Below are 21,463 nucleotides of genomic sequence, written 5' to 3' on the forward strand. Positions count from 1 at the left end.
ATATTCTCGGCGCATGCCGTACTTGGAACGTGACGGGGACGTCTTCGTGCTCTCCCTGGGCAGCGAGGGTCAGACCGACAACGAGAACCGCTTCCACCCCGAGTGGATCGACGCCCTGCACGGGCTGTTGGACAAGGTCGAGGCGTCGTCGGGACCGGCGGCGCTGGTCACCGTCGCGACCGGCAAGTTCTACAGCAACGGTCTCGACACCGACTGGCTTTTCGCCAACCTCGACCGCAAGAACTGGTACCTGGACCGGGTGCATTCGCTCTACACCCGATTGCTGGCCTTCCCGCTGCCGACCGTGGCCGCGCTCAACGGGCACGCCTTCGGCGCGGGCGCGATGCTGGCCCTCGCGCACGACTTCCGCGTGATGCGGTCCGATCGCGGCTTCTGGTGCCTGCCCGAGGTGCATCTGGGCATGCCGTTCACCGTCGCGATGAACGCCCTGGTGACCGGGCGGCTGGCCAATCAGGTCGCGGTCGAGGCGATGACCACCGGCCGCCGCTACGGCGCCGACGCGGCCATCGCGGCCGGGATCGTGGACGATCAGGCCGCGGCCGATCAGGTGCTGCCGACCGCGGTCGCGCGGGCCACCGCGCTCGCGCCCAACCGCAAACCCAATCTGCCGGTCATCAAGCGGGCCCTGCACGCGCGCACCCTCGAGGGTCTGACCGTCCCCACGACCGACGAGAACCTCGCGTTCGCGCCGTGATAACCCGATAGGCGCGGTGGCGGCCACAGTGCAACACTGTGTGCCATGCCACGCAGCCGCGAGGACCGGACGGCCGAAACGCGGGACGCGGGGGCGGATGTCGTCGCGCCCGCGGATCCCGCGGTGACCGCTGCCGCCGACGCCGCGATCGGCGCGGCGGCCGCCGAACTCGTCGCGCTCGCGCACGACATCCACGCCGAACCGGAACTGGCCTTCCACGAAACCCGCAGTGTCGCAAAGACTCTGGCGCCGCTGCGGGAGCGGGGCTTCGAGATCGCCGCGCCGGTCGCGGATCTGGACACCGCCTTCGTCGCCAGCTACGGCAGCGGCGACCTCGTGGTGGGCATCTGCGCCGAGTACGACGCGCTGCCCGAGATCGGCCACGCCTGCGGGCACAACATCATCGCCGCGTCCGCCGTCGGCGCCGCCCTCGGGCTGGCCGCGGTGGCCGATGTGTGCGGAATCACGGTGCGGGTTCTGGGCACCCCGGCCGAGGAGAGCGGCGGCGGCAAGGTCCTCATGCTCGAACGCGGCGTGTTCGACGACATCGCGATGGCCCTCATGGTCCACCCCGGCCCGGCCGATATCGTCGCTGCGCGCTCGCTGGCGCTGGCCGATCTGTCGATCGTGTACCACGGCCGCGAGGCCCATGCGAGCGCCGCGCCCGACCAGGGCCGCAACGCCGGCGACGCGGTGACCGTCGCGCAGGTTGCTCTGGGCTTGCTGCGGCAGCATCTCGGGCCCGGACAGCAACTTCACGGTATAGTCGGATCGGGTGGTGTTGCCCCCAATATCGTGCCCGGACAGGCGGAACTGCTGTATTACCTACGGGCGGTCGATTCCGCGTCCCTCGCCGAGTTGATGCGACGGGCATCGGCGTGTTTCGAGGCGGGCGCGCTGGCGACCGGATGTACCCACGAAATCCGGACGCTCGCGCCCACGTATACCGAGCTCACGCCCGATCCGGGACTACTGTGGGCATACCGCGAGCAGATCGTCGGGATGGGACGCGTACCGCTCGCGCCGGAGCTGGAGGCGGCTCGGCCGCTGGGCAGCACCGATATGGGCAACGTCACCAACGTGATTCCCGGCATCCATCCGGTCATCGGGCTCGATGCCGGAGGCGCGGTCACGCATCAGCCCGAGTTCGCGGCGGCGTGCGTGACACCGTCCGCGGATCTCGCGGTGATCGACGGGGCTACGGCCCTGGCGCGTACCGCGATACAGATAGCGAACGATCAATTTCACAGGGCCAGGTTGTTGGAGCGCAGCGTTCAGCGACAGGAGGAGATTCGGTGAGCACGAGCGGGGGTTGCGCCGCGGATGTGGCGGACCCGGAAGAGGCGTCGTCGGGGCGGAAGGCCGTCGACGCGTGGTTACGCGAGCACTCGGAGGACCTGATCGGGTTCCGGCGGCACATCCACGCCAACCCCGAACTGTCCCGGACCGAGTTCGCGACGACCGAGTTCATCGAGAGCTGGCTGGTGAAGGCCGGACTCGAACCGCGCAAGCTGCCCACCGGCACCGGCCTCATCTGTGACATCGGTCCCGACGGCCCGCGCGTCGGACTGCGCGCCGATATGGACGCGCTGCCGTTGCAGGAGTACACGGGCCTGCCCTTCGCCTCGTCCGTGCCGGGCGTGTCGCACGCCTGCGGCCACGACGCGCACACCGCCATCCTGCTGGGCACGGCCCTCGCGCTGGCCGAGGTGCCGCGGCTGCCCGTGGGCGTGCGGCTGGTGTTCCAGCACGCCGAGGAGGTCATGCCCGGCGGGGCCATCGATATGGTCGCCAGCGGCGCGATGGAGGGCGTGTCGCGCATGTTCGCGCTGCACTGCGATCCCCGCCTCGAGGTCGGGCGCGTCGGGGTCCGGGTCGGGGCCATCACCTCGGCCGCCGACACGGTCGAGCTGGTGCTCGACTCGCCGGGCGGGCACACCTCGCGGCCGCATCTGACCAGCGATCTGGTCTACGCGATCGGCACGGTCATCACGGGTCTGCCCGGAATGCTCAGCCGCCGCATCGATCCGCGCACGAGCACGGTCATGGTGTGGGGCGCGGTCTCGGCGGGCAAGGCCCCCAACGCGATTCCGCAGACCGGCATGCTCACCGGCACCGTCCGCACCGGCGACCACGCCACCTGGTCCCTGCTCGAGCCCCTGGTCCGCGAGATCGTCGACGGCCTGCTCGCCCCCACCGGCGTCCGCTACCAACTGAACTACAAGCGCGGCGTCCCCCCGGTGGTCAACGAGGAACAGTCCACCCGCATCCTGGAGAACGCCATCCGCACCCTCGGCCCCGGCTCCCTCTCCGACACCCCCCAATCCGGCGGCGGCGAGGACTTCTCCTGGTACCTCGAGGAGGTCCCCGGCGCCATGGCCCGCCTCGGCGTCTGGTCCGGCACCGGCCCCCAATTGGATTTGCACCAGCCCACTTTCGACATCGACGAGCGGGCCCTGGCGGTCGGCGTGCGGGTCCTCACGAACGTGGCGTTGCAGGGCTGAGGGTCCCCACCCCCTGTTCCTCGAGGTCGGCCCCCCAGGGCCGACCTCGAGGACTACATCCCGAACGTCCCAGGCCCCACGTTCCTGCTGTTGCGCGTCCGCAACGCATGCGTGTAATCGCTTGGCGCCCCGGCCTTTTCGGCCGCATCCGCGATCACCCCGAGATACCGGGCCGACGGCAGCCCGCCCTCGTAGGCGTCCAGCACATACAGCCAAGCCAGTACCGAATCCCCGCCCGTGCCCGGGTTGGGCGTGACGCGGAGGCGGATCTTCTTGTGGATGCCGAAGTCCGAGCCCTCCCAGCGGTCCAGGCTCATCTCGTCCTCGGGGGAGACGTCGTACAGCACGACGAACACTCGCGAGCCGGGCTCCTCGACCACCGTTGCCAGCGGGCCCTCCCAGCCGATGTCGTCCCCGGCGAAGGTCAGGCGCCAACCCTCCAGCCAGCCGGTTCCGTACACGGGCGAGTGCGGACAGCGCTTGAGCATCTGCTCGGGATCCATATTGGATCCGTAGGCGGCGTATATCGGCACCCAGCAAGGGTATCGAACAGTCGCGGCCGCTGCGCCCGATGGCCTCGCTTCGGCCCTCGATTTGCCGACCGTGACCGGCGGTGCGACCGAACCTGCCCGGAGCAGGACCGATAAGTTGAACCCAGACCGGAGATCCCGGTTGCACAGCTCGACAGCGGAGGTACACATGACCCGCATCGCGATCATCGGAGGCGGCCCGGCAGGTTACGAAGCGGCCCTGGTCGCGGCTCAGCACGGCGCGACGGTCACCGTAATCGACCGCGACGGCATCGGTGGCGCCTGCGTGCTCTGGGACTGTGTGCCGTCCAAGACCTTCATCGCCTCGACCGGCGTGCGCACCGATCTGCGCCGCGCCCGCGACCTCGGCATCACCCTGCACCCCGCGCAGGCGAAGGTGCGCCTGGGCGAGGTCAATTCCCGCGTGAAGATGCTCGCGCAGGCGCAGTCCTCCGACATCCGTTCCAAGCTCCAGGCCGCGGGCGTCTCCGTCCTCAACGGCCACGGCGAACTGATCGATCAGATCGCGGGTCTGGCCACCCATCTGGTCCGGGCCACGCTGGCCGACGGCACCGAGCGCGTGCTCGAGGCCGACGTGGTGCTGATTTCCACCGGCGCGAACCCGCGCGTGTTGCCCGGCGCGGAACCCGACGGCGAACGCATCCTGAACTGGCGTCAGCTCTACGACCTCAAGGAGCTGCCGAGCACCCTGGTGGTCGTCGGTTCCGGCGTCACCGGCGCCGAATTCGTCTCCGCCTACACCGAGATGGGCGTGAAGGTGAAGGTCGTGTCGAGCCGCGACCGCATCATGCCCGGCGAGGACGCCGACGCCGCCCTGGTGCTCGAGGACGCCCTCACCGAACGCGGCGTGGAACTGGTCAAACAGGCCCGCGCCGACGCCGTCGAGCGCACCGCCGACGGCATCGTGGTCAAACTCTCCGACGGTCGCGCGGTGACCGGTTCGCACGTGCTGATGACCGTCGGGTCCACCCCCAACACCCAGAACCTCGGCCTCGAGCGCATCGGCATCCAGCTCGACAAGGGCGGCTACCTGCGGGTGGACCGAGTCTCGCGGACCTCGGTGCCCGGCATCTACGCCGCGGGCGACTGCACCGGCCTGCTGCCGCTGGCCTCGGTGGCCGCCATGCAGGGCCGGATCGCGATGTATCACGCGCTCGGCGAGGGCGTGCAGCCGATCCGGCTCAAGACGGTCGCGTCGGCGGTGTTCACCCGACCCGAGATCGCCACGGTCGGCGTGAGCCAGAACGCCATCGACAACGGCGAGGTGCCCGCCCGCACGGTCATGCTGCCGCTGAACACCAATCCGCGGGCCAAGATGTCGGGTTTGCGCCGCGGCTTCGTGAAGATCTTCTGCCGGCCCGCCACCGGAGTGGTGATCGGCGGCGTGGTCGTCGCGCCCATCGCCTCGGAGTTGATCCTGCCGATCGCCATCGCGGTGCAGAACAACCTGACCGTCAACGATCTGGCGCAGACGTTCTCGGTGTACCCGTCGCTGTCCGGGTCGATCACCGAGGCCGCGCGGCAGCTCATGCGGCACGACGACCTGGGCTGATTCGCCCGGAGGTTACTGTCGCCGTGGCCTTTACATCCGTGTTGCCTGAATGTTGTTCGTATGGTTCACTTCCGGCAGAGATGTGCACGGGGGATGCGTCTTTCCCGACGGAGTCCGCGGATGACCCACGGGGTCGCGGCAGGGCGCGGTCCGGCCATCCGATGAGGGACAACAGGAGAGCGGCCGGTCTCGGGTGACGGCGAGCTCGGGAAAGGTATGGACGAGCAGTGAAGCATCGTAAGCCGAGTCGGGTGCAGCGAGCGATGGCCACGACGTCGTTGCCTCTGGCGACCGCGGCCGCAGTCGCGACCATCCTGTCCGCACCGGCCAATGCGGCGCCCGCGGATCAGGCGCCGGTTCCCACCGAGGGTGCCCAGCAGGACCAGAACGTCCAGCAGGGCAATACCCAACAGGGCAACGTCCAGCAGGGCAATGTCCAGCAGCAGGCCCCGCAGCAGGGCGATTGCGCTCCGGGACAAGGCAATCCGTGCACCCCGCCGCAGCCGGGCACGAATCCTCAGCAGAATCAGCCGGGTGCGAACCCCCAGCAGAACCAGCCCGGCACCACGCCGCAGCAGCCCGGCACGGGCCCGAGCCAGCCGGGCACCACGCCCCAGCAGCCGGGCACCGGCCCGAGCCAGCCGGGCACCACCACCCCGCAGCAGCCGGGCACGACCACGCCGCAGCAGCCGGGCACCACCAACCCCAACGGCCCCGACATGGCCGGACCGCAGCAGCCGGGCGTCACCAACCCGCGCGTCGCGCCGCTGCCGGTGCCGGGGCAGAACAACCCCAACAACAACCCCCCGCAGACGGCCCCGGAACCCAACGCGCCCAACGGATCTCAGGACCTGAAGCCGGGTCAGCAGCCGCAGGGCCCGACCACTCCGAGCCGTCCGCAGCAGCAACAGCCGCAGCAGCAGGGCGGCGGCAACAGCGACAACCTGACCGGCGGCCAGGGCGATCAGCAGCAGCGCTGGAACTCCCCGAGCCTGCAACAGGCCCCCGCCGCGCCGGTCGTCACCATGACCGGTCCGCACACCGAGGTCGGCGCCAACGTCGACGGCGGCGCGCTGCTGCCCGGGTTCGTGGCCAACACCCACCACTTCTCCAACCTCGACGGCTACGTCGGCACCATCGGCTACAGCACGCCGACCGGTTCCGGTGACGCGGGCGCCTCGGTGGAGTTCGTGGAGCCCAACAAGATCAAGCTCACCTACTACACCCACGCCACCGACCGCGAGGACGCGAAGGCGGAGACCTACATCGACACCACCCAGGCCAACGCGGCCAAGGCGGCGGTCGAGGGCTGGATCCGCCAGCAGCCGTTCGGTTCCGAGGCGCTCGACGCCGCGGGCCGAGTTGGTAGGCTGCCGGAGGGCGAGATCGCTCCGGCAACGGTGAACGTCGGGGGCCTCACCACCCAGTGGGGCGGCGACGTTCAGTACTGACACACAGACTGGGTAACAACGCGTGGGGCGGTCGGTGACCGCCCCACGCGTGTGTCATGGGGAAGGGACGGGTGATGGGTTCCGCAGACGACGCGAACCGTCGTGATTCCGAGCGGCCGGATCCGGAGGAACAGGATTCGGCGTTCGGGCCACCGGTCTCCGAATTCGGGCCTCCCCTCAAGGATTTCACGCCCCCCGCCCCGGCCCCACCCGTCGGCTGGTCGCCCGCCGACCAACCGGACCGTCCGACACTGGGCTGGCAACCCGCCGACGCCACCCCCGCCCGCCCACTGCCCCCGCAGTACCGCGCCCCGGATTCGAGTGCACCGAATCAGCCGATTCCGCCAGCGCGCCCGGTACCCCCGCTCGGTTCGGCTCCGGGGGAACAGCCTGCGCGCCCGGTGTCGCCGCTCAGTTCGGCTCCGGGGGGACAGCCCACGCGCCCGGTGTCCTCGCCCGGTTCGACTCCGGGAGAACAATCTGCGCGCCCGGTGCCGCCCAATTCGCCTCTGGGAGAACAGCCCCCGCGCCCGGTGCCGCCGCAATATCGTGCGCCGGGCTCGGCTGCGGGGGACCAGCCCGCGGGCCCGGTACCGTCGCCACATCGCGCCCCGGATTCCACGGTGTCCCCACCGCCCGTCGCTCCCGCGCGGCCGGTGCCCCCGTCGGATTCCAAGGCGGCCGAGCAGTCCGCCGTTCCGGAGCGGCCGCCGGTCGCGCCCGCTCGCCCGCCGTACCGCGCGCCCGACTCGGGCACATCCGAGCAGTCGGCCGTGGCGGGCGAACCGGCCTCCGGCTCGCAGGCGTGGTGGAAGTCCGCGCCCGAGGGGTATCCGCCCACACCGCCGAAGGTGGCGCCCGCCGCGCCGCGCGGATCGAGCAAATCCCTGTGGGACGACGACGATTTGGCGAAGAAGCTCATCGCCTCCCGTCCCACCCCGGCCGCCGAGCCGGAGGCCCTGGAGGACGAGCCCGAACGCCGGTGGGGCGTGTGGATCGGCGGCGCGGCCGCAGCGCTCGTGGTCATCGTCGTCGTGGTGCTGGTGATCGTGTTCGCGAGCCGGGGCAGCGACACCGACGCCCCCGTCGCCGGGCCGCCGCCCTCGACCAATCCGACGACCTCGGCCATGAACTGCCCGGCCAGCACCACCGGCGGTGTGATCATCGGCAACGGCGCGGGCGACACCGACAGCGGGGCGGGGGCGATCATGGGCTTCCAGCACGCCTTCTTCGTCGACCGCAGCGGCGCGAAGGTGCGCTCGTTCGTCGCGCCCGATTCGGACCGGGTCCCCCCGGCCGAGAGCATCCAGCAGGCGATCGACACCGACATCCCGCAGGGCACCCGATTCTGCCTGCGGATCGAGCAACTGGCCCCCGACCGCTTCACCACCGAGCTGACCTCCTTCCGCCCCGACGGCGGTACCACGCTGTACCGCCAGCTGGTGACCACGGTCAATCAGGGCGGCAAGAACCTGGTCTGGGGCATCGTAGCCATCTGATAAATCTCAGATAATGGGATAACAATTTCAGATCTTGGGTCGAATATGAAACATTGAATGATCGCCCGATGTCCCGGAGGTACCCCATGTCGACGCTCACGCCACCGTTGTCCCAGCGCCTGGACGGTCTGCGGAGCTCGGCGATCCGGGATCTGCTGAAGCTGACCGCCCGCCCCGACATCATCGGCCTGGCCGGCGGCCTGCCCGACGAGGAACTCATGCCGCGCGACCGCATCGCGCTGGCCGCGGAGTCCGCGCTGGCCGATCGGTCCCGCCTGCAATACACCGAATCGGCGGGCTGGGGTCCGCTGCGCGAGGTCCTCGCCGCCCGCGAGTCCGCGCGGCTGGGGCGGACCGTGCCGCTCGCCGAGGTGTTCGTCACCCACGGCTCGCAGCAGGCGCTGTCGCTGCTGGCCGAGGTGCTGCTCGATCCCGGCGCGCTGGTGATCGTGGAGGATCCGGCGTATGTCGGTGCGCTGCAAGTGTTCCGGGCCGCGGGCGCGCGCATCGTCGCGGTGCCGCTGGACGCCGACGGCATGCGCGTGGACGCGCTCGCCGACCTGCTCGCGGCAGGGGAGCGGCCCGCCGTCGTGCACACCGTGAGCAACTTCCACAATCCGCGCGGCGTCACCCTGAGCGCCGCGCGCCGCCGCGAACTCGCGAATCTGGCCGAGCGCCACGGCTTCTGGGTGATCGAGGACGATCCGTACGGCGAACTGTGGTTCGACCGGCCCGCGCCCGAGCCCGTGGCGACCTACTCGCCCAACGTGATTCGGCTCTCCAGCGCCTCCAAGATCCTCGCCCCGAGCCTGCGCGCGGGCTGGATGGTGGCTCCCGACGCGGTCTGCCGCGGCGTCGAACTGCTGAAACAGGGTGCGGACCTGTGCGGTTCGGCGCTGACCCAGCAGATCACCGCCGACCTGCTGGCCGACGAGTCGTGGCTGAGCGGGCATGTGGACAAGGTGCGGGGCATGTACGGGGAACGCGCGCAGGCCCTGGTCGGCGCGCTGCGCGAACGGTTCGGCGATCGGGTGGTGAGCACCGACGCCGCGGGCGGGATGTTCGTGTGGGTCGATTTCACCGACGGCACCGACACCGCCGCCCTGCTGCCGCGCGCGGTCGACCACGGCGTCGCCTTCGTCCCGGGTGCGGCGTTCGCCGTGTCCGACGGGTACCGCGGCTCGATGCGCCTGTGTTTCACCACGTCCGAGGCGGCGACGCTGCGAGAGGCGGTCGAGCGGCTCGCCCGGGCCGCGGCTCAGTCCACCCAGTCGTAGGTGCGTTCGACGGCCTTGTTCCAGTCGGCGTAGAGCTGTTCGCGCTCGTCGGCGGACATGGTCGGCTCCCAGGTCTTGTCCTCGGCCCAGTTGGCGCGGATCTCGTCGGTGCCCGACCAGAAGTCCACCGCCAGGCCCGCCGCGTAGGCCGCGCCGAGGGCGGTGGTCTCGGTGACGACCGGACGGACCACGGGCACGTCGAGGATATCGGACTGGAACTGCATGAGCAGCTCGTTGCGGACCATGCCGCCGTCGACCTTCAGTGTGGTGAGCTCGAGCCCGAGGTTCGCCGCGTCCGCGTCGGCGCGCATGGCGTCGGCGACCTCGCGGGTCTGAAAAGCCGTGGCCTCCAGGCCCGCTCGCGCGAGGTGCCCCTTGTTCACGAAGCGGGTCAGGCCCGCGATCACCCCGCGCGCGTCGGGCCGCCAGCGCGGGGCGAACAGGCCGGAGAACGCCGGGACGAAGTACGCGCCGCCGTTGTCGTCGACCGAGCGGGCCAGCTCCTCGATCTCGTCGGCGGAGGAGATGATGCCGAGGTTGTCGCGCAGCCACTGCACCAGCGAGCCGGTCACCGCGATCGAACCCTCCAACGCGTACACCGCGTCCTGCTCGCCGAGGCGATAGCACACGGTCGTCAACAGGCCGTGTTTACTCTTGATCGGGGTGGTTCCGGTGTTGAGCAACATGAAATTGCCGGTGCCGTAGGTGTTCTTGGCCTCGCCCGGTTCCAGGCACGCCTGCCCGAAGGTGGCGGCCTGCTGATCGCCGAGGATGCCCGCGACCGGCACCCCCGCCAGCGGCCCCGCGCCGATCTCGGCGTAGACCTCCGCCGAACTACGGATCTCGGGCAATATGGCCGCGGGAACACCGAATTCGTCGCAGATGCTCGAATCCCATTGCAGCGTGCGCAGATCCATGAGCATGGTGCGCGAGGCGTTGGTGACGTCGGTGACGTGCTCGCCGGTGAGCTGCCACAGGATCCAGCTGTCGACGGTGCCGAAGCACAGCTCACCGGCCTCGGCGCGGCGGCGGGCGCCGTCGACATGATCGAGGATCCAGCGCAGCTTCGGCCCGGCGAAGTACGTGCTCAGCGGCAGTCCGGTACGGTCCGCGTACCGATCGGGCCCCACCTCCCCGCCCAGTTCCCGGCACAGCTCCGCGGTCCGGGTGTCCTGCCACACGATCGCGTTGTGGATCGGTTCGCCGGTCTCGCGATCCCACACCACGGTCGTCTCGCGCTGATTGGTGACCCCCACCGCCGCAATGTCCGCCGCGCTCAACCCATTGTCGTCGAGCACCTCCCCGAGCACGGATTCCGTATTGCGCCACAGGGTTTCGGGATCGTGCTCGACCCACCCCCGCCGCGGGAACAACTGCTCGTGCTCCCGCTGGGCGACGCCGACGACGCTGCCGGAGTGGTCGAAGACGATGCATCGGCTCGAGGTCGTGCCCTGATCGATGGCGGCCACATAGCGTCGCATTCACGCAGGCTACTAAACGGTCGCGGCGGTGTGCATCACATTGTGAGGGGCGTGGGGTGGTTCGCCGCCGCTGCCCCTGCCTCGCATTGTGGGGTGGTGGGTGGTCCGTCGCGGGGCACTGCACGTCATGGCGTGTGGGTGGTGGCTGACCCGTTCCCGGGGCACCGCATGTCGCGTCGCGAGGGTGGTGGGTGATCCGTTCCCAAGGCACCGCAGATCATGTCGCGAGGGTGGGTGATCCGTTCCCGAGGCACCGCACGTCACATCGCGAGGGTGGGCGGGGTCGACTAGTGTCGATCTCGGGTGCCGTGCCGCGTTTCGCCTAGCCTGTACCCGAACAGCCAAGGACCGGAGCTTGCACCGACGAGGCGGCCCGTCGCGGGCGAGGGGTCGCGGAGGAGTGGGGCGATGACGACGAACAAAGCGGAACCACGCGGGCAGTCCTGCGGCGCGTTGGGCCCCGAGCAGCGGGCGGCGGCCTGGGAGCGGCTGGGCAAGGACCACTTCGACGTGATCGTGATCGGCGGCGGCGTGGTCGGTGCGGGCATCGCGCTCGACGCGGCCACCCGCGGCCTCGAGGTCGCCCTGGTGGAGGCGCGCGATCTGGCCTCGGGCACGTCGAGCCGATCGTCGAAGATGTTCCACGGCGGGCTGCGCTATCTCGAACAGCTGGAGTTCGGGCTGGTGCGCGAGGCGCTGCGCGAACGCGAGCTGAGCCTGACGTCGCTGGCCCCACATCTGGTGCAGCCGTTGCGCTTTCTGTACCCGCTGACCCACCGCGCATGGGAAAGGCCCTATGTCGCAGCGGGTTTGACGTTGTACGACACCATGGGTGGCAAGAAATCCGTTCCGGGACAACATCATCTGACGCGCTCGGGCGCGCTGCGACTGTTCCCCGGGCTGCGGCGCGACGCGCTGATCGGCGGCCTCACCTACTACGACACGGTCGTCGACGACGCCCGGCACACCATGACCGTCGCGCGGACCGCGGCCCACTACGGCGCGGTCGTGCGGACGTCGACGCAGGTGGTCGGGTTCCTGCGCGAGGCGGACCGGGTCGTCGGGGTGAAGGTGCGCGACAGCGAGGACGGGCGCACGACCGAGGTGCGCGGGCATGTGGTCATCAATTCGACCGGGGTGTGGACCGATGAGATCCAGGCGCTGTCGCAGTTGCGCGGGCGGTTCCACGTGCGGGCGTCCAAGGGCGTGCACATCGTGGTGCCGCGGGATCGGATCGCCAGCGATACCGGCCTGATCCTGCGCACGGCGACCTCGGTGCTGTTCGTCATCCCGTGGAAGTCCAACAACCACTGGATCATCGGGACCACCGACACCGATTGGAATCTGGATCTGGCCCATCCGGCCGCGACCAAAGCCGATATCGACTACCTGCTCGAACAGATCAATCGCGTGTTGGTCACGCCTCTGACCCACGACGACATCCAGGGCGTCTACGCGGGCCTGCGCCCCCTGCTCGCGGGGGAGAGCGACGAGACCTCGAAGCTGTCGCGCGAGCACGCGGTCGCCCGCCTGGCCCCCGGTCTGGTCGCCATCGCGGGTGGCAAGTACACGACGTATCGGGTCATGGCCTACGACGCGGTCGACGCTGCGGCACAAGACATTCCGCAACGCGTCTCCCCTTCGATCACCGAGAAGGTCCCCCTGCTCGGCGCGGACGGCTACTTCGCCCTCCTCAACCAGACCCCCCACCTCGCGGAAACCTACGGCGTCCACCCCTACCGCATCGAACACCTGCTCAATCGCTACGGTTCGATGCTCACCGACGTCCTCGACCTCGCCGCGGGCGACCCCACCCTGCTCCAGCCCATCACCGAGGCCCCCAGCTACCTCAAGGTCGAGGCCCTCTACGCCGCCACCGCCGAAGGCGCCCTCCACCTCGACGACATCCTCGCCCGCCGCACCCGGATCTCCATCGAGTACTCCCACCGCGGCACCGCCTGCGCCGAGGAGGTGGCCCACCTGATAGCCCCCGTCCTCGGCTGGACCGAAGCTGAGACCACCCGCGAAATAGCCACCTACACAGCCCGAGTGGAGGCCGAGATCCACTCCCAAACCCAACCCGACGACATCTCCGCCGACGCCCTCCGAGCCGCCGCCCCCGAACCCCGCCCCGAAATCCTCGAACCGGTCCCCGTCGAAAGCTGACCCACCCCAGCCGCACCCTTTGTTCGAATCCGCACCCTTTGTATGGCCTTGGAAGGGGTGCGGATTCGAATAAGGGGTGCGGCTGGGTTGCCGTGCTTGGGGTTGGGTTGCCTCTGGAATGAGTTTCGGGATCGAGGTTTTCGCGGTCGGTCAGTGCGCGACGATGGCCGGAGCGGAGGGCTGCGGGGTGGGATGGTCGTGCGCGGCGGAACGCTGGTGCAGCAGGAGAACACTGAAGACGACCGTCGCGGCGAGACAAACCACCGCGATGAGCACCTGCACGGCAATATCGAACGTGCGGCGCCGAACATTCGTCACCGTCGTCATCTGCCTGCTCCTCGGTTGCGCGGCGGGATCTTCCACGGATGTGTCGGAGCCCGGATGCTGAGCGTTAGCAATTGAATGGCAAATTACACGGGGGAATCTTCGAGGTGGGGTTGGCGCGCCGGGTTCTGTGGGCGCGGAGTGTTCGGCCAGGGGTGCTAGGCCGTGGTCGGTGGGCGCAAGGTTCTTTGGCCGGGGGCGGGTCGTGGTCGGTGAGCGCGAGAGGCTTCGCCCGCGTGTCGAGTCGCGGTGGGTGAGCGCCGGGGTGTTTCGCCGGGGCCGGTCGTGCTGGGTGAGCGCGAGGTGCTTCCCCTCGGCCGCCGGATCATGGTGGGCGGGCGCGGGGTTGTTTCGTCGGGTGCCGGGTCGCGGTCGGTGGGCGCGAGGGGCTTCGCCGGGGCGTTGGGTCGTGGTGGGTGAGCGGGAGGTGCTTCGCCTGGGCCGCCGGATCATGGTGGGCGGGCGCGGGGTTGTTTCGTCGGGCGCCGGGCCGTGGTCGGTGGGCGCGAGGGGCTTCGCCGGGGCGTTGGGTCGTGGTGGGTGAGCGGGAGGTGCTTCGCCTGGGCCGCCGGACCGTGGTGGGTCGGGCGCGGGGTTGTTTCGCCGGGCACCGGGTCGTGGTCGGTGGGCGCGCGGTGCTATGCCGGGGTGCTGGTCGTCGGTAAGCGGCGGGGTGTTTTGCCGGGGGTGTCACCGTGGTGGGTGCGGGTGTTCGGGCGGGGGGTGCCGGGGCGTGGTCGGTGAGCGCGGATCGTCATGAGGCATCGCGTTTTCGGCGTGCGCTCAGTCGGGCGCGGGTTGACAATGGGGGCAGAAGTACACGCTGCGCTCGGAACGTTCGGCGACCTCGTCCGCGAGCATTCGGACCACCATGCCGTTGCCGCAGCGGCGGCAGGGTTGATTGGCGCGGCCGTAGGCGAGGGGGCGGCGGGGTGGGTGGCGGACGGCCTCGGTGAGGATGCGGTGTGCCTCCTCGACCAGCGCGATGGGATCGGGTACCGCGGCTACGGGGGTGGACGGATGGACGCGGTGTAGGAAGCAGACTTCGCTGCGGTAGATGTTGCCGATTCCGGCCAGATTCCGTTGATCGAGTAGCGCGAGTCCGATCGGTCGTTCGGGTTGCTCGAGCAGGCGGCGGACGGCCTCCTCGGGATTCCAGTTCGGCCCTAATAGATCCGGGCCGAGGTGATCGATCGCGGTGTGCTCGTCAGCGCGTCGTAGCACCTCGACCAGGCCCAGCGAAAAACCCACGGCCTCGGCGTCTTCGGTGCTCAGGACGAGTCGCGCGGTGAAGCCGGGTTTGGTCCATCGCTCGCCGGGGCGGTAGACCCGCCAGACGCCCTCCATCTTGAGATGGGTGTGGATGCTGACCCGCGGGGTCCGGACGAACAGATGCTTGCCGTAGCTCCCGACGCTCTCCACGGGCTCGCCTCGCAGATCGAGAGTCGCGTAGCGGGGCACGCGAAAGTCGCTGCGCGTCAAGGTCTTTCCGTCGAGCGCTCGCCGCAGCCGAGCGGCGGCGAGGAAGACGGTGTCACCCTCGGGCATGCGGCATCCCGATGTGCTCCGCGGCCTGGGGCGTACCCGTTCCCGCCGCCACGATTGTCGTCGCCGGGTCGCCCCACGCCACAATGCCCAGGCGTATTCGACACCATCCGAATGCATTCCGATCACGAGCATCGCCGAGCGCGCCCTCGGGCCAGCGGCCCATGGTTTGCCCCGCAGCCGGATTGCCCGCGGAGTCGCGGCGAACCCCGCCTCCGTGGCCGAACGCGAACGCGCTGCCTCCGCCTAAGCCTTGGGTCACGGTTTGCCCCGCAGCCGGAATCCCTGCGGAGTCGCGGCGGACCCCGCCTCCCTGACCGAACGCGCTGCCCCCGTCGGAACCTTGAATCATGGTTTGCCCCGCAGCCGGAACCCGCGCGGGGTCGCGGCGAACCCCGCCTCGGTGAGGAAGGTGGCGAAGGTGTTGCCGTGGACCGATTCCCCGTCGACGCGATCGATGACCAGCGAATCGACCCGCCGCGTCGTGACCAGTGCCGCGAGCGCGGCGGCGGCCTCGGTGCGGGCCTGGGGGTCCTCGGTGAAGGTGAGCAGGGTCTTGCCGCCGCGTTCGAGGTAGAGGGCCAGTTCGCCGTTCACCAGGACGACCAGGGCGCCCGCCTTGCGGCCGGGTCGGTGTCCCGCGCCCTCGGCGGCGGACTTGGGCCAGGGCAGCGCGGCGCCGTAGGGGTTCGCGGGATCGCAGGACGCCAGGGCGAGAGCGCCCTGCTGGGCGCGGTCGGAGTCGTAGGAGCGCAGGCGGTCCACGACGTCGGTGGTGGAGAACTGGGCGCCGCCGAGGGAGTCGACGAAGTATCCGCGGCGGCAGCGACCGCGGTCCTCGAATTCGGTCAGGACGCGGTACATGAGCGCGAAGCCGCCCGAGACGCCCTCGCTCTGCACGGGGCCGCGGGTCAGGACGCCGTAACGTTCCAGGAGGACGTCGGCGGTGGCGTGCGCGCGAATCGTGTTGTCCGCCTCGCGTTCCGGCAGCAGCGACCACCGTCCGGCGACCGTCGGCGGGCCGGTGCGGGTGGGCATGTTCGCCCGGGGCAGGTACATCCGGCCGCGCGGGGTCCGGCGGGGGGTGCGGTGGGCGGTGGTGCTGCGCGTGGTGCCGGACAACAGGGCTCGCACCGGCGCGAAGGTGTCCCCGGCGACGTACCCCGCCCACACCAGGTCCCAGAGCGCGGACGCCACGGCGTTGTCGTCGAGCAGACCGGTCGCGTCCGACAGCTGCCGGAAGAAGTACGCGCCGCCCGTGGACGGCACCACTTGCATCCGTCCGCCCGCTTCGGGCTCGGCGGTGACCGACGAATCCATCACCTCCGCAGCGGGTCTCTCGGGCTCGATCGAAATCTCCCCTCCCGCAGCATGTTTCGACGTGTCGCCGGGAAGGGAGCGACCTTGCGCGTCGACGGGTATGAGCGTCGCCCCCAACGACAACAACAGCTGAACGTGCGTCATACCGAAGTCGATCTCGTCCGGCGGCGGCAGGGTGAGCGGGAGCTGATCGGCGGGATGCAACGCGACCCAGCCGTCCTTGGCGGTGATCGACCCGTGACCCGACCAGACCACCTCGCCGGTGGCCATCAGCTCGTCGAGCATGGCGGGGGAGTAGTCGCGCACCCGCGACGGCAGGACCAGCGACTCCCACGCCGAGGCCGGAATGGGAACGCCCGCAAGCTGTTCCACCACCGCAGCCACGCCGTCCACACCCCGCAACTCTCCCGTCCCGACGTGCTGCCAGGCGGGCAGGAACCGGGCGAACGCGGCGGTCGACACCGGCTCGACCTCCTTGCGCGCGGCGGCCAGGGAGCGGCGGCGCAGGCGGCGCAGAACTTGGGCGTCGCACCATTCCGCGCCCGCCGCGCCCGGCGTGAATTCGCCCTCGACCACCCGTTTCTCGGCCGCGAGTCGATGCAACGCCGTCGCGGCGACCGCCGTGCCGATGCCGAACCGGCGCGCCACCGCGTCGAGAGTGAACGGCGCGTGGGTGCGGGCGTAGCGGCCGACGAGATCGCCGAGCGGATCGGGTACGGGTTCGATGAAGGCCGTGGGCGTGCCGATCGGCAACGGCACCCCGAGGGCGTCCCGTAGCCGCGCGGCGTCCTCCACGGCCACCCACCACCGCTGCCCGGCGAACGAAACCTCCAGTGCGCGACGGGTTTTCGACAACTCCTCGAACCACGGCGCCGGATCGTCGGCGCAACGCCGCGCGGCCTCGTCGGGGGTGAGCGGGCCGAGCAGGCGCAACAGGTCGGCGAGACCCTCGAGATCGTGGGCGTGACGTTCGGGCGTGAGCCGCTGCAACTCTCGTTCGGTCAGCGCGATGACGTCGGCGTCCAGCAGTTCCCGCAGCTCCACCCGTCCGAGCAGTTCCGCGAGCAGACTCGAATCCAGCGACAGGGCGGCAGCGCGGCGCTCGGCGAGCGGGCTGTCGCCCTCGTACATGAACTGCCCGATGTAGTCGAACAGCATCGAATTGGCGAACGGCGAGGGCGCGGCCGTCTCCACCGCCACCAGACGCAGTTTGCGCCGCGCCACCTCACCGAGCAGCCGACGCAGCGCGGGCAGGTCGTAGACGTCCTGGAGACATTCGCGCACGGTCTCGAGCAGAATCGGGAAGTCCGGGAATTTCCTTGCCACATCGAGCAATTGGGCGGCCCGCTGCCGCTGCTGCCACAGCGGCGCCCGCCGCCCGGGATCGCGCCGCGGCAGCAGCAGGGCGCGCGCCGCGCACTCCCGGAAACGGGAGGCGAACAGCGCCGACGCGCCCACCTGCTCGGTGACGATGTCGTCGATCTCGTCGGATTCGAAGACGAACAGCTCCGCGCCCGGCGGATCGTCGGTGGTGTCGGGCAGCCGGACCACGATGCCGTCGTCGGAAGCGGTCGGCGCGGCGTCCACCCCGAATCGTTCGCGCAATCGCGACCCCACCGCGAGCGCCCACGGTGCGTGCACCGGCAACCCATACGGCGAGTGCAGAACCAGCCGCCAGTCCCCGAGCTCGTCGCGGAACCGCTCAACCACCAGCGTCCGATCGGTGGGCAGCTGCCCCGTCGCCTGCTGCTGATCCCGCAGCAGCGCAACGAGATTGGCCGTCGCGAACGCGTCCAACCCGGCGGCGCGCGAGATCCGCTCGAGTTCGTCCAATTCCGCCCCGGCCCTGCGCTGCCCGCGCTTGGACGAGTCTGACGATGCCCCAGTTCCGCGCTTCGTCACCTCCGGGTCGGAGGTAGCCCCGACCAGCGTGTCCACCCGGGCGGCGGGTGCGCGCTCGATGGCCTGACCGGCGGTGCGGACGAATTCGCCCAGGGCGGCGCCCAATTCGGCCGGGCGGCCCAGGGAGTCGCCGTGCCAGAACGGTAAGCGGCCGGGCAGGCCGAACGCGGGGGAGACCAGGACGCGGTCGTGGGTGATCTCCTCGATGCGCCAGCTGGTCGCGCCGAGGGCGAAGACGTCGCCGATGCGGGATTCGTAGACCATCTCCTCGTCGAGTTCGCCTACGCGCGAGGCCTTTTCGCCGACCATGAAGACCGGGAACAGGCCGCGGTCGGGGATGGCGCCGCCGGAGGTGACGGCGAGGCGTTGCGCGCCGGGGCGTCCGGTCAGCGTGCCCGCGTCGCGGTCCCAGACCACCCGCGGGCGCAGCTCGGCGAATTCGTCGGAGGGGTAGCGGCCCGCCAGCAGATCGAGGACGGACTCGTAGGCCGAGCGCGGCAGGGTGGCGTAACTGCCGGTGCCGCGGACGGTTTCGAACCAGGTGTCCACATCGATCGGCTCCAGCGCGCAGGCGGCGACCGTCTGCTGGGCGAGGATGTCCAGCGGATGCGCCGGAATCGACAGCTCCTCGATCTGGCCGGCGGTCATCCGCATCGAGGCGACCGCGCAGTGCACGACGTCGGTGCGGTGCTTGGGGAAGATCACCCCGCGCGAGATCTCGCCCACCTGATGGCCCGCCCGCCCGACCCGTTGCAGGCCGCTGGCCACCGACGGCGGCGCCTCCACCTGGACCACCAGATCGACCGCGCCCATATCGATGCCCAGTTCGAGGCTGCTCGTCGCGACCACGCAGCGCAGTCGCCCGCTCTTGAGATCGTCCTCGATGAGCGCGCGCTGCTCCTTGCTCACCGACCCGTGATGGGCGCGCGCGAGCAACTGCTCGGCACCGTGGGTGACCTCGGTGGACGGGCCGAGCTGGGCGGGCGGGGCGTGCTCGGTGGCCACCGGATCGCCGAGCCGCGCGGTGTACGCCTCGTTCAGCCGCGCGGTCAGGCGTTCGGCGAGGCGACGCGAATTCGCGAACACGATCGAGGAGCGGTGTGCGAGCACCAGATCGACGATGGCGGAGTCGACGTGCGGCCAGATCGAGCCGGGCTGATCGTCCGAATCGCCCGGTTCGGTCATATCGGCGACGGGAACGCGGACCGACAGGTCGAAGGTCTTGGGCGCGGGCGGCGCGACGATGGTGATCGGGGCCGGACCCACCAGGAACCGGCCGACCTCCTCGGGCGGGCGGACCGTCGCCGACAGCCCGATGCGCTGGGCGGGACGCTCGGTCAGAAGATCCAGTCGGGCCAGCGAAAGCGCCAGGTGCGCACCGCGTTTGGAGCCCGCGATGGCGTGCACCTCGTCGACGATGACCGTGCGGACCTCGCTCAGCGTCTCGCGCGCGGCCGAGGTCAGCATGAGGAACAGCGATTCGGGGGTGGTGATGAGGATGTCGGGCGGGGTGCGCTGCATGGTCCGGCGCGCGGCGGCGGTGGTGTCGCCGGAGCGCACGCCGACGGTGATCTCGGGGGCGGGCAGACCCAGCCGCTTGGCGGTCTGGGTGACCCCGACGAGCGGCGCGCGCAGATTCCGTTCGACGTCGACGGCCAGCGCCTTCAACGGCGAGATGTAGAGCACACTGGTGCGCGCCGGACCGTCGGCGGGGGGTCGGGTGGCGAGCCGGTCGATCGCCCACAGGAACGCCGACAAGGTCTTCCCCGAACCCGTCGGCGCGACGACCAGGGTGTGTTCACCGGCCGAAATGGCCTGCCACGCGCCCAACTGAGCGGCCGTCGGCGCGGCGAAGGCGCCGTCGAACCACTCCTGGGTGGCGCGCGAGAACTGGTCCATGGGTCCCAGTCTGCACCCCACCACCGACAACAACGGGTGGAGCGAAGGCGCGGCAATCACGACCCGCGCCGCCATCGAGCGCCGTACGCTTCGAACCGTGCAGAAGGTCCTCCGACTCGACCTCGTCAGTCACGGTATGACCGAAGCGATGCGCAAAGCCAGATTCCCGGTGGACGAACCGCTCACCGAGGCGGGCCGCCGGGCCGTTTCCGCGTGCGGGCGATTACCCGCGGCGCGGGTCCTCACCGCGCCCGAGCGCCGGGCCGTCGAGACCGCGGCGCTGCTGGGCCTGCTCGGCGACGAGGACGATCGGCTGCGCGATCTGGACGCCGGGGCCTGGCGGGGCGGGGAATTGCTGTCGGTACCCCAGGACGAGCTCTACGCGTGGCTGACCGATCCGAAGTTTCGCGGGCACGGGGGTGAGTCGGTCGTCGACGTCCTCGAGCGGACGCGGGAGTGGCTCGACGACATGGCCGCCCAGGACGTGTCCACCATCGCGGTCACCCATCCGGCGGTCGTCCGCGCGGCGCTGCTGGTGACCCTCGACGCGCCCGCGAAGTCGTTCTGGCGCATCGACATTCCGCCGCTGAGCGTCACCCGGTTGCACTATCGTGGCGAGTGGACGCTGCACTTCCGTTCGTAGCCGAGCGCAGCAGACCGCGGACCGCCGCGGTGATCAGGCGCGCGGACAGCGACGGATCCACCGCCCGCTGAATGCCCAGGCCCAGTCCCGTACTCAACACCAGCGTGGCCGCGTCCTCGGCGGGCATCGGCAGCTCGACGCCGAGATCGCCGGCGAGGGCGTGCAATTGGGCGGCGACCGTGCCGCGCACCAGGCTCAGATCGGCGACCAGCGCGGCTTGGAGCGCGGGGTCGTCGCGGGCGACGATGGCGAACTCGAATTCCAGCATGGTCCAGCCCACGTCGCCGAGGGTGGCCTCGGCCCAGTCCTCCAGCCGGGCGAGCCGATCCTCCAGCGTGCCCGCGGTGCGCACGACCTCGCTCACCTCGGCGAACTTGGTCTCGTGGATGAGGGCCAGCACCTCGAGGCAGAGCTGGGATTTGGTGCGGAAGTTCGAGTAGACCGCGCCCTTGGAGTAGCCCGCCTCCTCGGCCACGCGTTCCAGGCTCGTGCGGGCGTAGCCCTCGGACAGGAACAGCGTCCGCGCGGTGTCGAGCAGCTCCGCGCGAGTGCGGGCCTGGCTTTCGGACCGGGTCAATCGGGGCATGGGGTGATTCTAGGGACGAGAGGTTTTGGGATACCGGTGGTATTTGAA

General features: G+C 70.3%; 15 protein-coding genes. 9 read left to right on the forward strand and 6 right to left on the reverse strand.

What is annotated here, in order from left to right; genetic code table 11:
• Positions 1–13: 13 nt before the first annotated feature.
• The 3 genes from ACWDSJ_RS22580 (at position 14) to ACWDSJ_RS22590 (ending at position 3,219) form a co-directional block, all read left to right on the forward strand.
• Positions 14–715, forward strand: coding sequence for an enoyl-CoA hydratase-related protein (locus ACWDSJ_RS22580; protein WP_450034048.1), 702 nt, complete (start codon positions 14–16; stop codon positions 713–715).
• A 123-nt stretch (positions 716–838) separates the two neighbouring features.
• Positions 839–2,014: an amidohydrolase gene (locus ACWDSJ_RS22585; RefSeq protein WP_450034194.1), complete on the forward strand. Its 1,176-nt coding sequence runs from the start codon at positions 839–841 to the stop codon at positions 2,012–2,014.
• A 98-nt stretch (positions 2,015–2,112) separates the two neighbouring features.
• Positions 2,113–3,219: a M20 family metallopeptidase gene (locus tag ACWDSJ_RS22590; RefSeq protein ID WP_450034196.1), complete on the forward strand. Its 1,107-nt coding sequence runs from the start codon at positions 2,113–2,115 to the stop codon at positions 3,217–3,219.
• Between the two features lie 53 nt (positions 3,220–3,272).
• On the opposite strand, the gene ACWDSJ_RS22595 is transcribed toward ACWDSJ_RS22590, so the two are convergent.
• Positions 3,273–3,752: a gamma-glutamylcyclotransferase gene (locus ACWDSJ_RS22595; RefSeq protein WP_387362500.1), complete on the reverse strand. Its 480-nt coding sequence runs from the start codon at positions 3,750–3,752 to the stop codon at positions 3,273–3,275.
• Between the two features lie 139 nt (positions 3,753–3,891).
• Here ACWDSJ_RS22595 and ACWDSJ_RS22600 point away from each other — a divergent pair, with 139 nt between their 5' ends.
• The 4 genes from ACWDSJ_RS22600 (at position 3,892) to ACWDSJ_RS22615 (ending at position 9,549) form a co-directional block, all read left to right on the forward strand.
• The gene (locus tag ACWDSJ_RS22600; protein ID WP_387362498.1) at positions 3,892–5,322 is read left to right on the forward strand and encodes an NAD(P)H-quinone dehydrogenase; all 1,431 of its coding nucleotides are present in this window, start codon (positions 3,892–3,894) and stop codon (positions 5,320–5,322) included.
• Between the two features lie 263 nt (positions 5,323–5,585).
• Positions 5,586–6,773: a hypothetical protein gene (locus ACWDSJ_RS22605; protein ID WP_450034051.1), complete on the forward strand. Its 1,188-nt coding sequence runs from the start codon at positions 5,586–5,588 to the stop codon at positions 6,771–6,773.
• Positions 6,774–7,396: 623 nt separating this feature from the next.
• Positions 7,397–8,272 (forward strand): hypothetical protein, encoded by an 876-nt coding sequence (locus ACWDSJ_RS22610; protein ID WP_450034052.1) that lies wholly within the window; start codon positions 7,397–7,399, stop codon positions 8,270–8,272.
• A gap of 86 nt (positions 8,273–8,358) precedes the next feature.
• Complete coding sequence (locus ACWDSJ_RS22615) at positions 8,359–9,549, forward strand: aminotransferase-like domain-containing protein (RefSeq protein WP_450034054.1); 1,191 nt, start codon at positions 8,359–8,361, stop codon at positions 9,547–9,549.
• Here ACWDSJ_RS22615 and glpK read toward each other — a convergent pair.
• Positions 9,531–11,030: a glycerol kinase GlpK gene (gene glpK / locus ACWDSJ_RS22620; protein ID WP_450034055.1), complete on the reverse strand. Its 1,500-nt coding sequence runs from the start codon at positions 11,028–11,030 to the stop codon at positions 9,531–9,533. The two genes, ACWDSJ_RS22615 and glpK, sit on opposite strands and share 19 nt — an antisense overlap.
• Positions 11,031–11,438: 408 nt before the next feature.
• Here glpK and ACWDSJ_RS22625 point away from each other — a divergent pair, with 408 nt between their 5' ends.
• Positions 11,439–13,196, forward strand: coding sequence for a glycerol-3-phosphate dehydrogenase/oxidase (locus ACWDSJ_RS22625; RefSeq protein WP_387362488.1), 1,758 nt, complete (start codon positions 11,439–11,441; stop codon positions 13,194–13,196).
• A 150-nt stretch (positions 13,197–13,346) separates the two neighbouring features.
• On the opposite strand, the gene ACWDSJ_RS22630 is transcribed toward ACWDSJ_RS22625, so the two are convergent.
• The 3 genes from ACWDSJ_RS22630 to ACWDSJ_RS22640 form a co-directional block, all read right to left on the reverse strand.
• Positions 13,347–13,523, reverse strand: coding sequence for a hypothetical protein (locus ACWDSJ_RS22630; RefSeq protein ID WP_450034057.1), 177 nt, complete (start codon positions 13,521–13,523; stop codon positions 13,347–13,349).
• Positions 13,524–14,303: 780 nt separating this feature from the next.
• Positions 14,304–15,068, reverse strand: coding sequence for a DNA-formamidopyrimidine glycosylase family protein (locus ACWDSJ_RS22635; RefSeq protein WP_450034058.1), 765 nt, complete (start codon positions 15,066–15,068; stop codon positions 14,304–14,306).
• 345 nt (positions 15,069–15,413) lie between these two features.
• Complete coding sequence (locus ACWDSJ_RS22640) at positions 15,414–20,186, reverse strand: ATP-dependent helicase (protein ID WP_450034060.1); 4,773 nt, start codon at positions 20,184–20,186, stop codon at positions 15,414–15,416.
• Between the two features lie 148 nt (positions 20,187–20,334).
• Here ACWDSJ_RS22640 and ACWDSJ_RS22645 point away from each other — a divergent pair, with 148 nt between their 5' ends.
• A complete protein-coding gene (locus tag ACWDSJ_RS22645; protein ID WP_450034062.1) occupies positions 20,335–20,829 on the forward strand; it encodes a histidine phosphatase family protein in 495 nt (164 codons plus the stop codon).
• Here the strand turns inward: ACWDSJ_RS22645 and ACWDSJ_RS22650 are convergent.
• Positions 20,780–21,415 carry a TetR/AcrR family transcriptional regulator gene (locus tag ACWDSJ_RS22650; RefSeq protein ID WP_450034063.1) on the reverse strand — a complete coding sequence of 212 codons (636 nt, stop codon included), beginning with the start codon at positions 21,413–21,415 and terminating at the stop codon, positions 20,780–20,782. The two genes, ACWDSJ_RS22645 and ACWDSJ_RS22650, sit on opposite strands and share 50 nt — an antisense overlap.
• Between the last annotated feature and the right edge of the window lie 48 nt (positions 21,416–21,463).

The organism is Nocardia sp. NPDC003482, assembly GCF_053588115.1.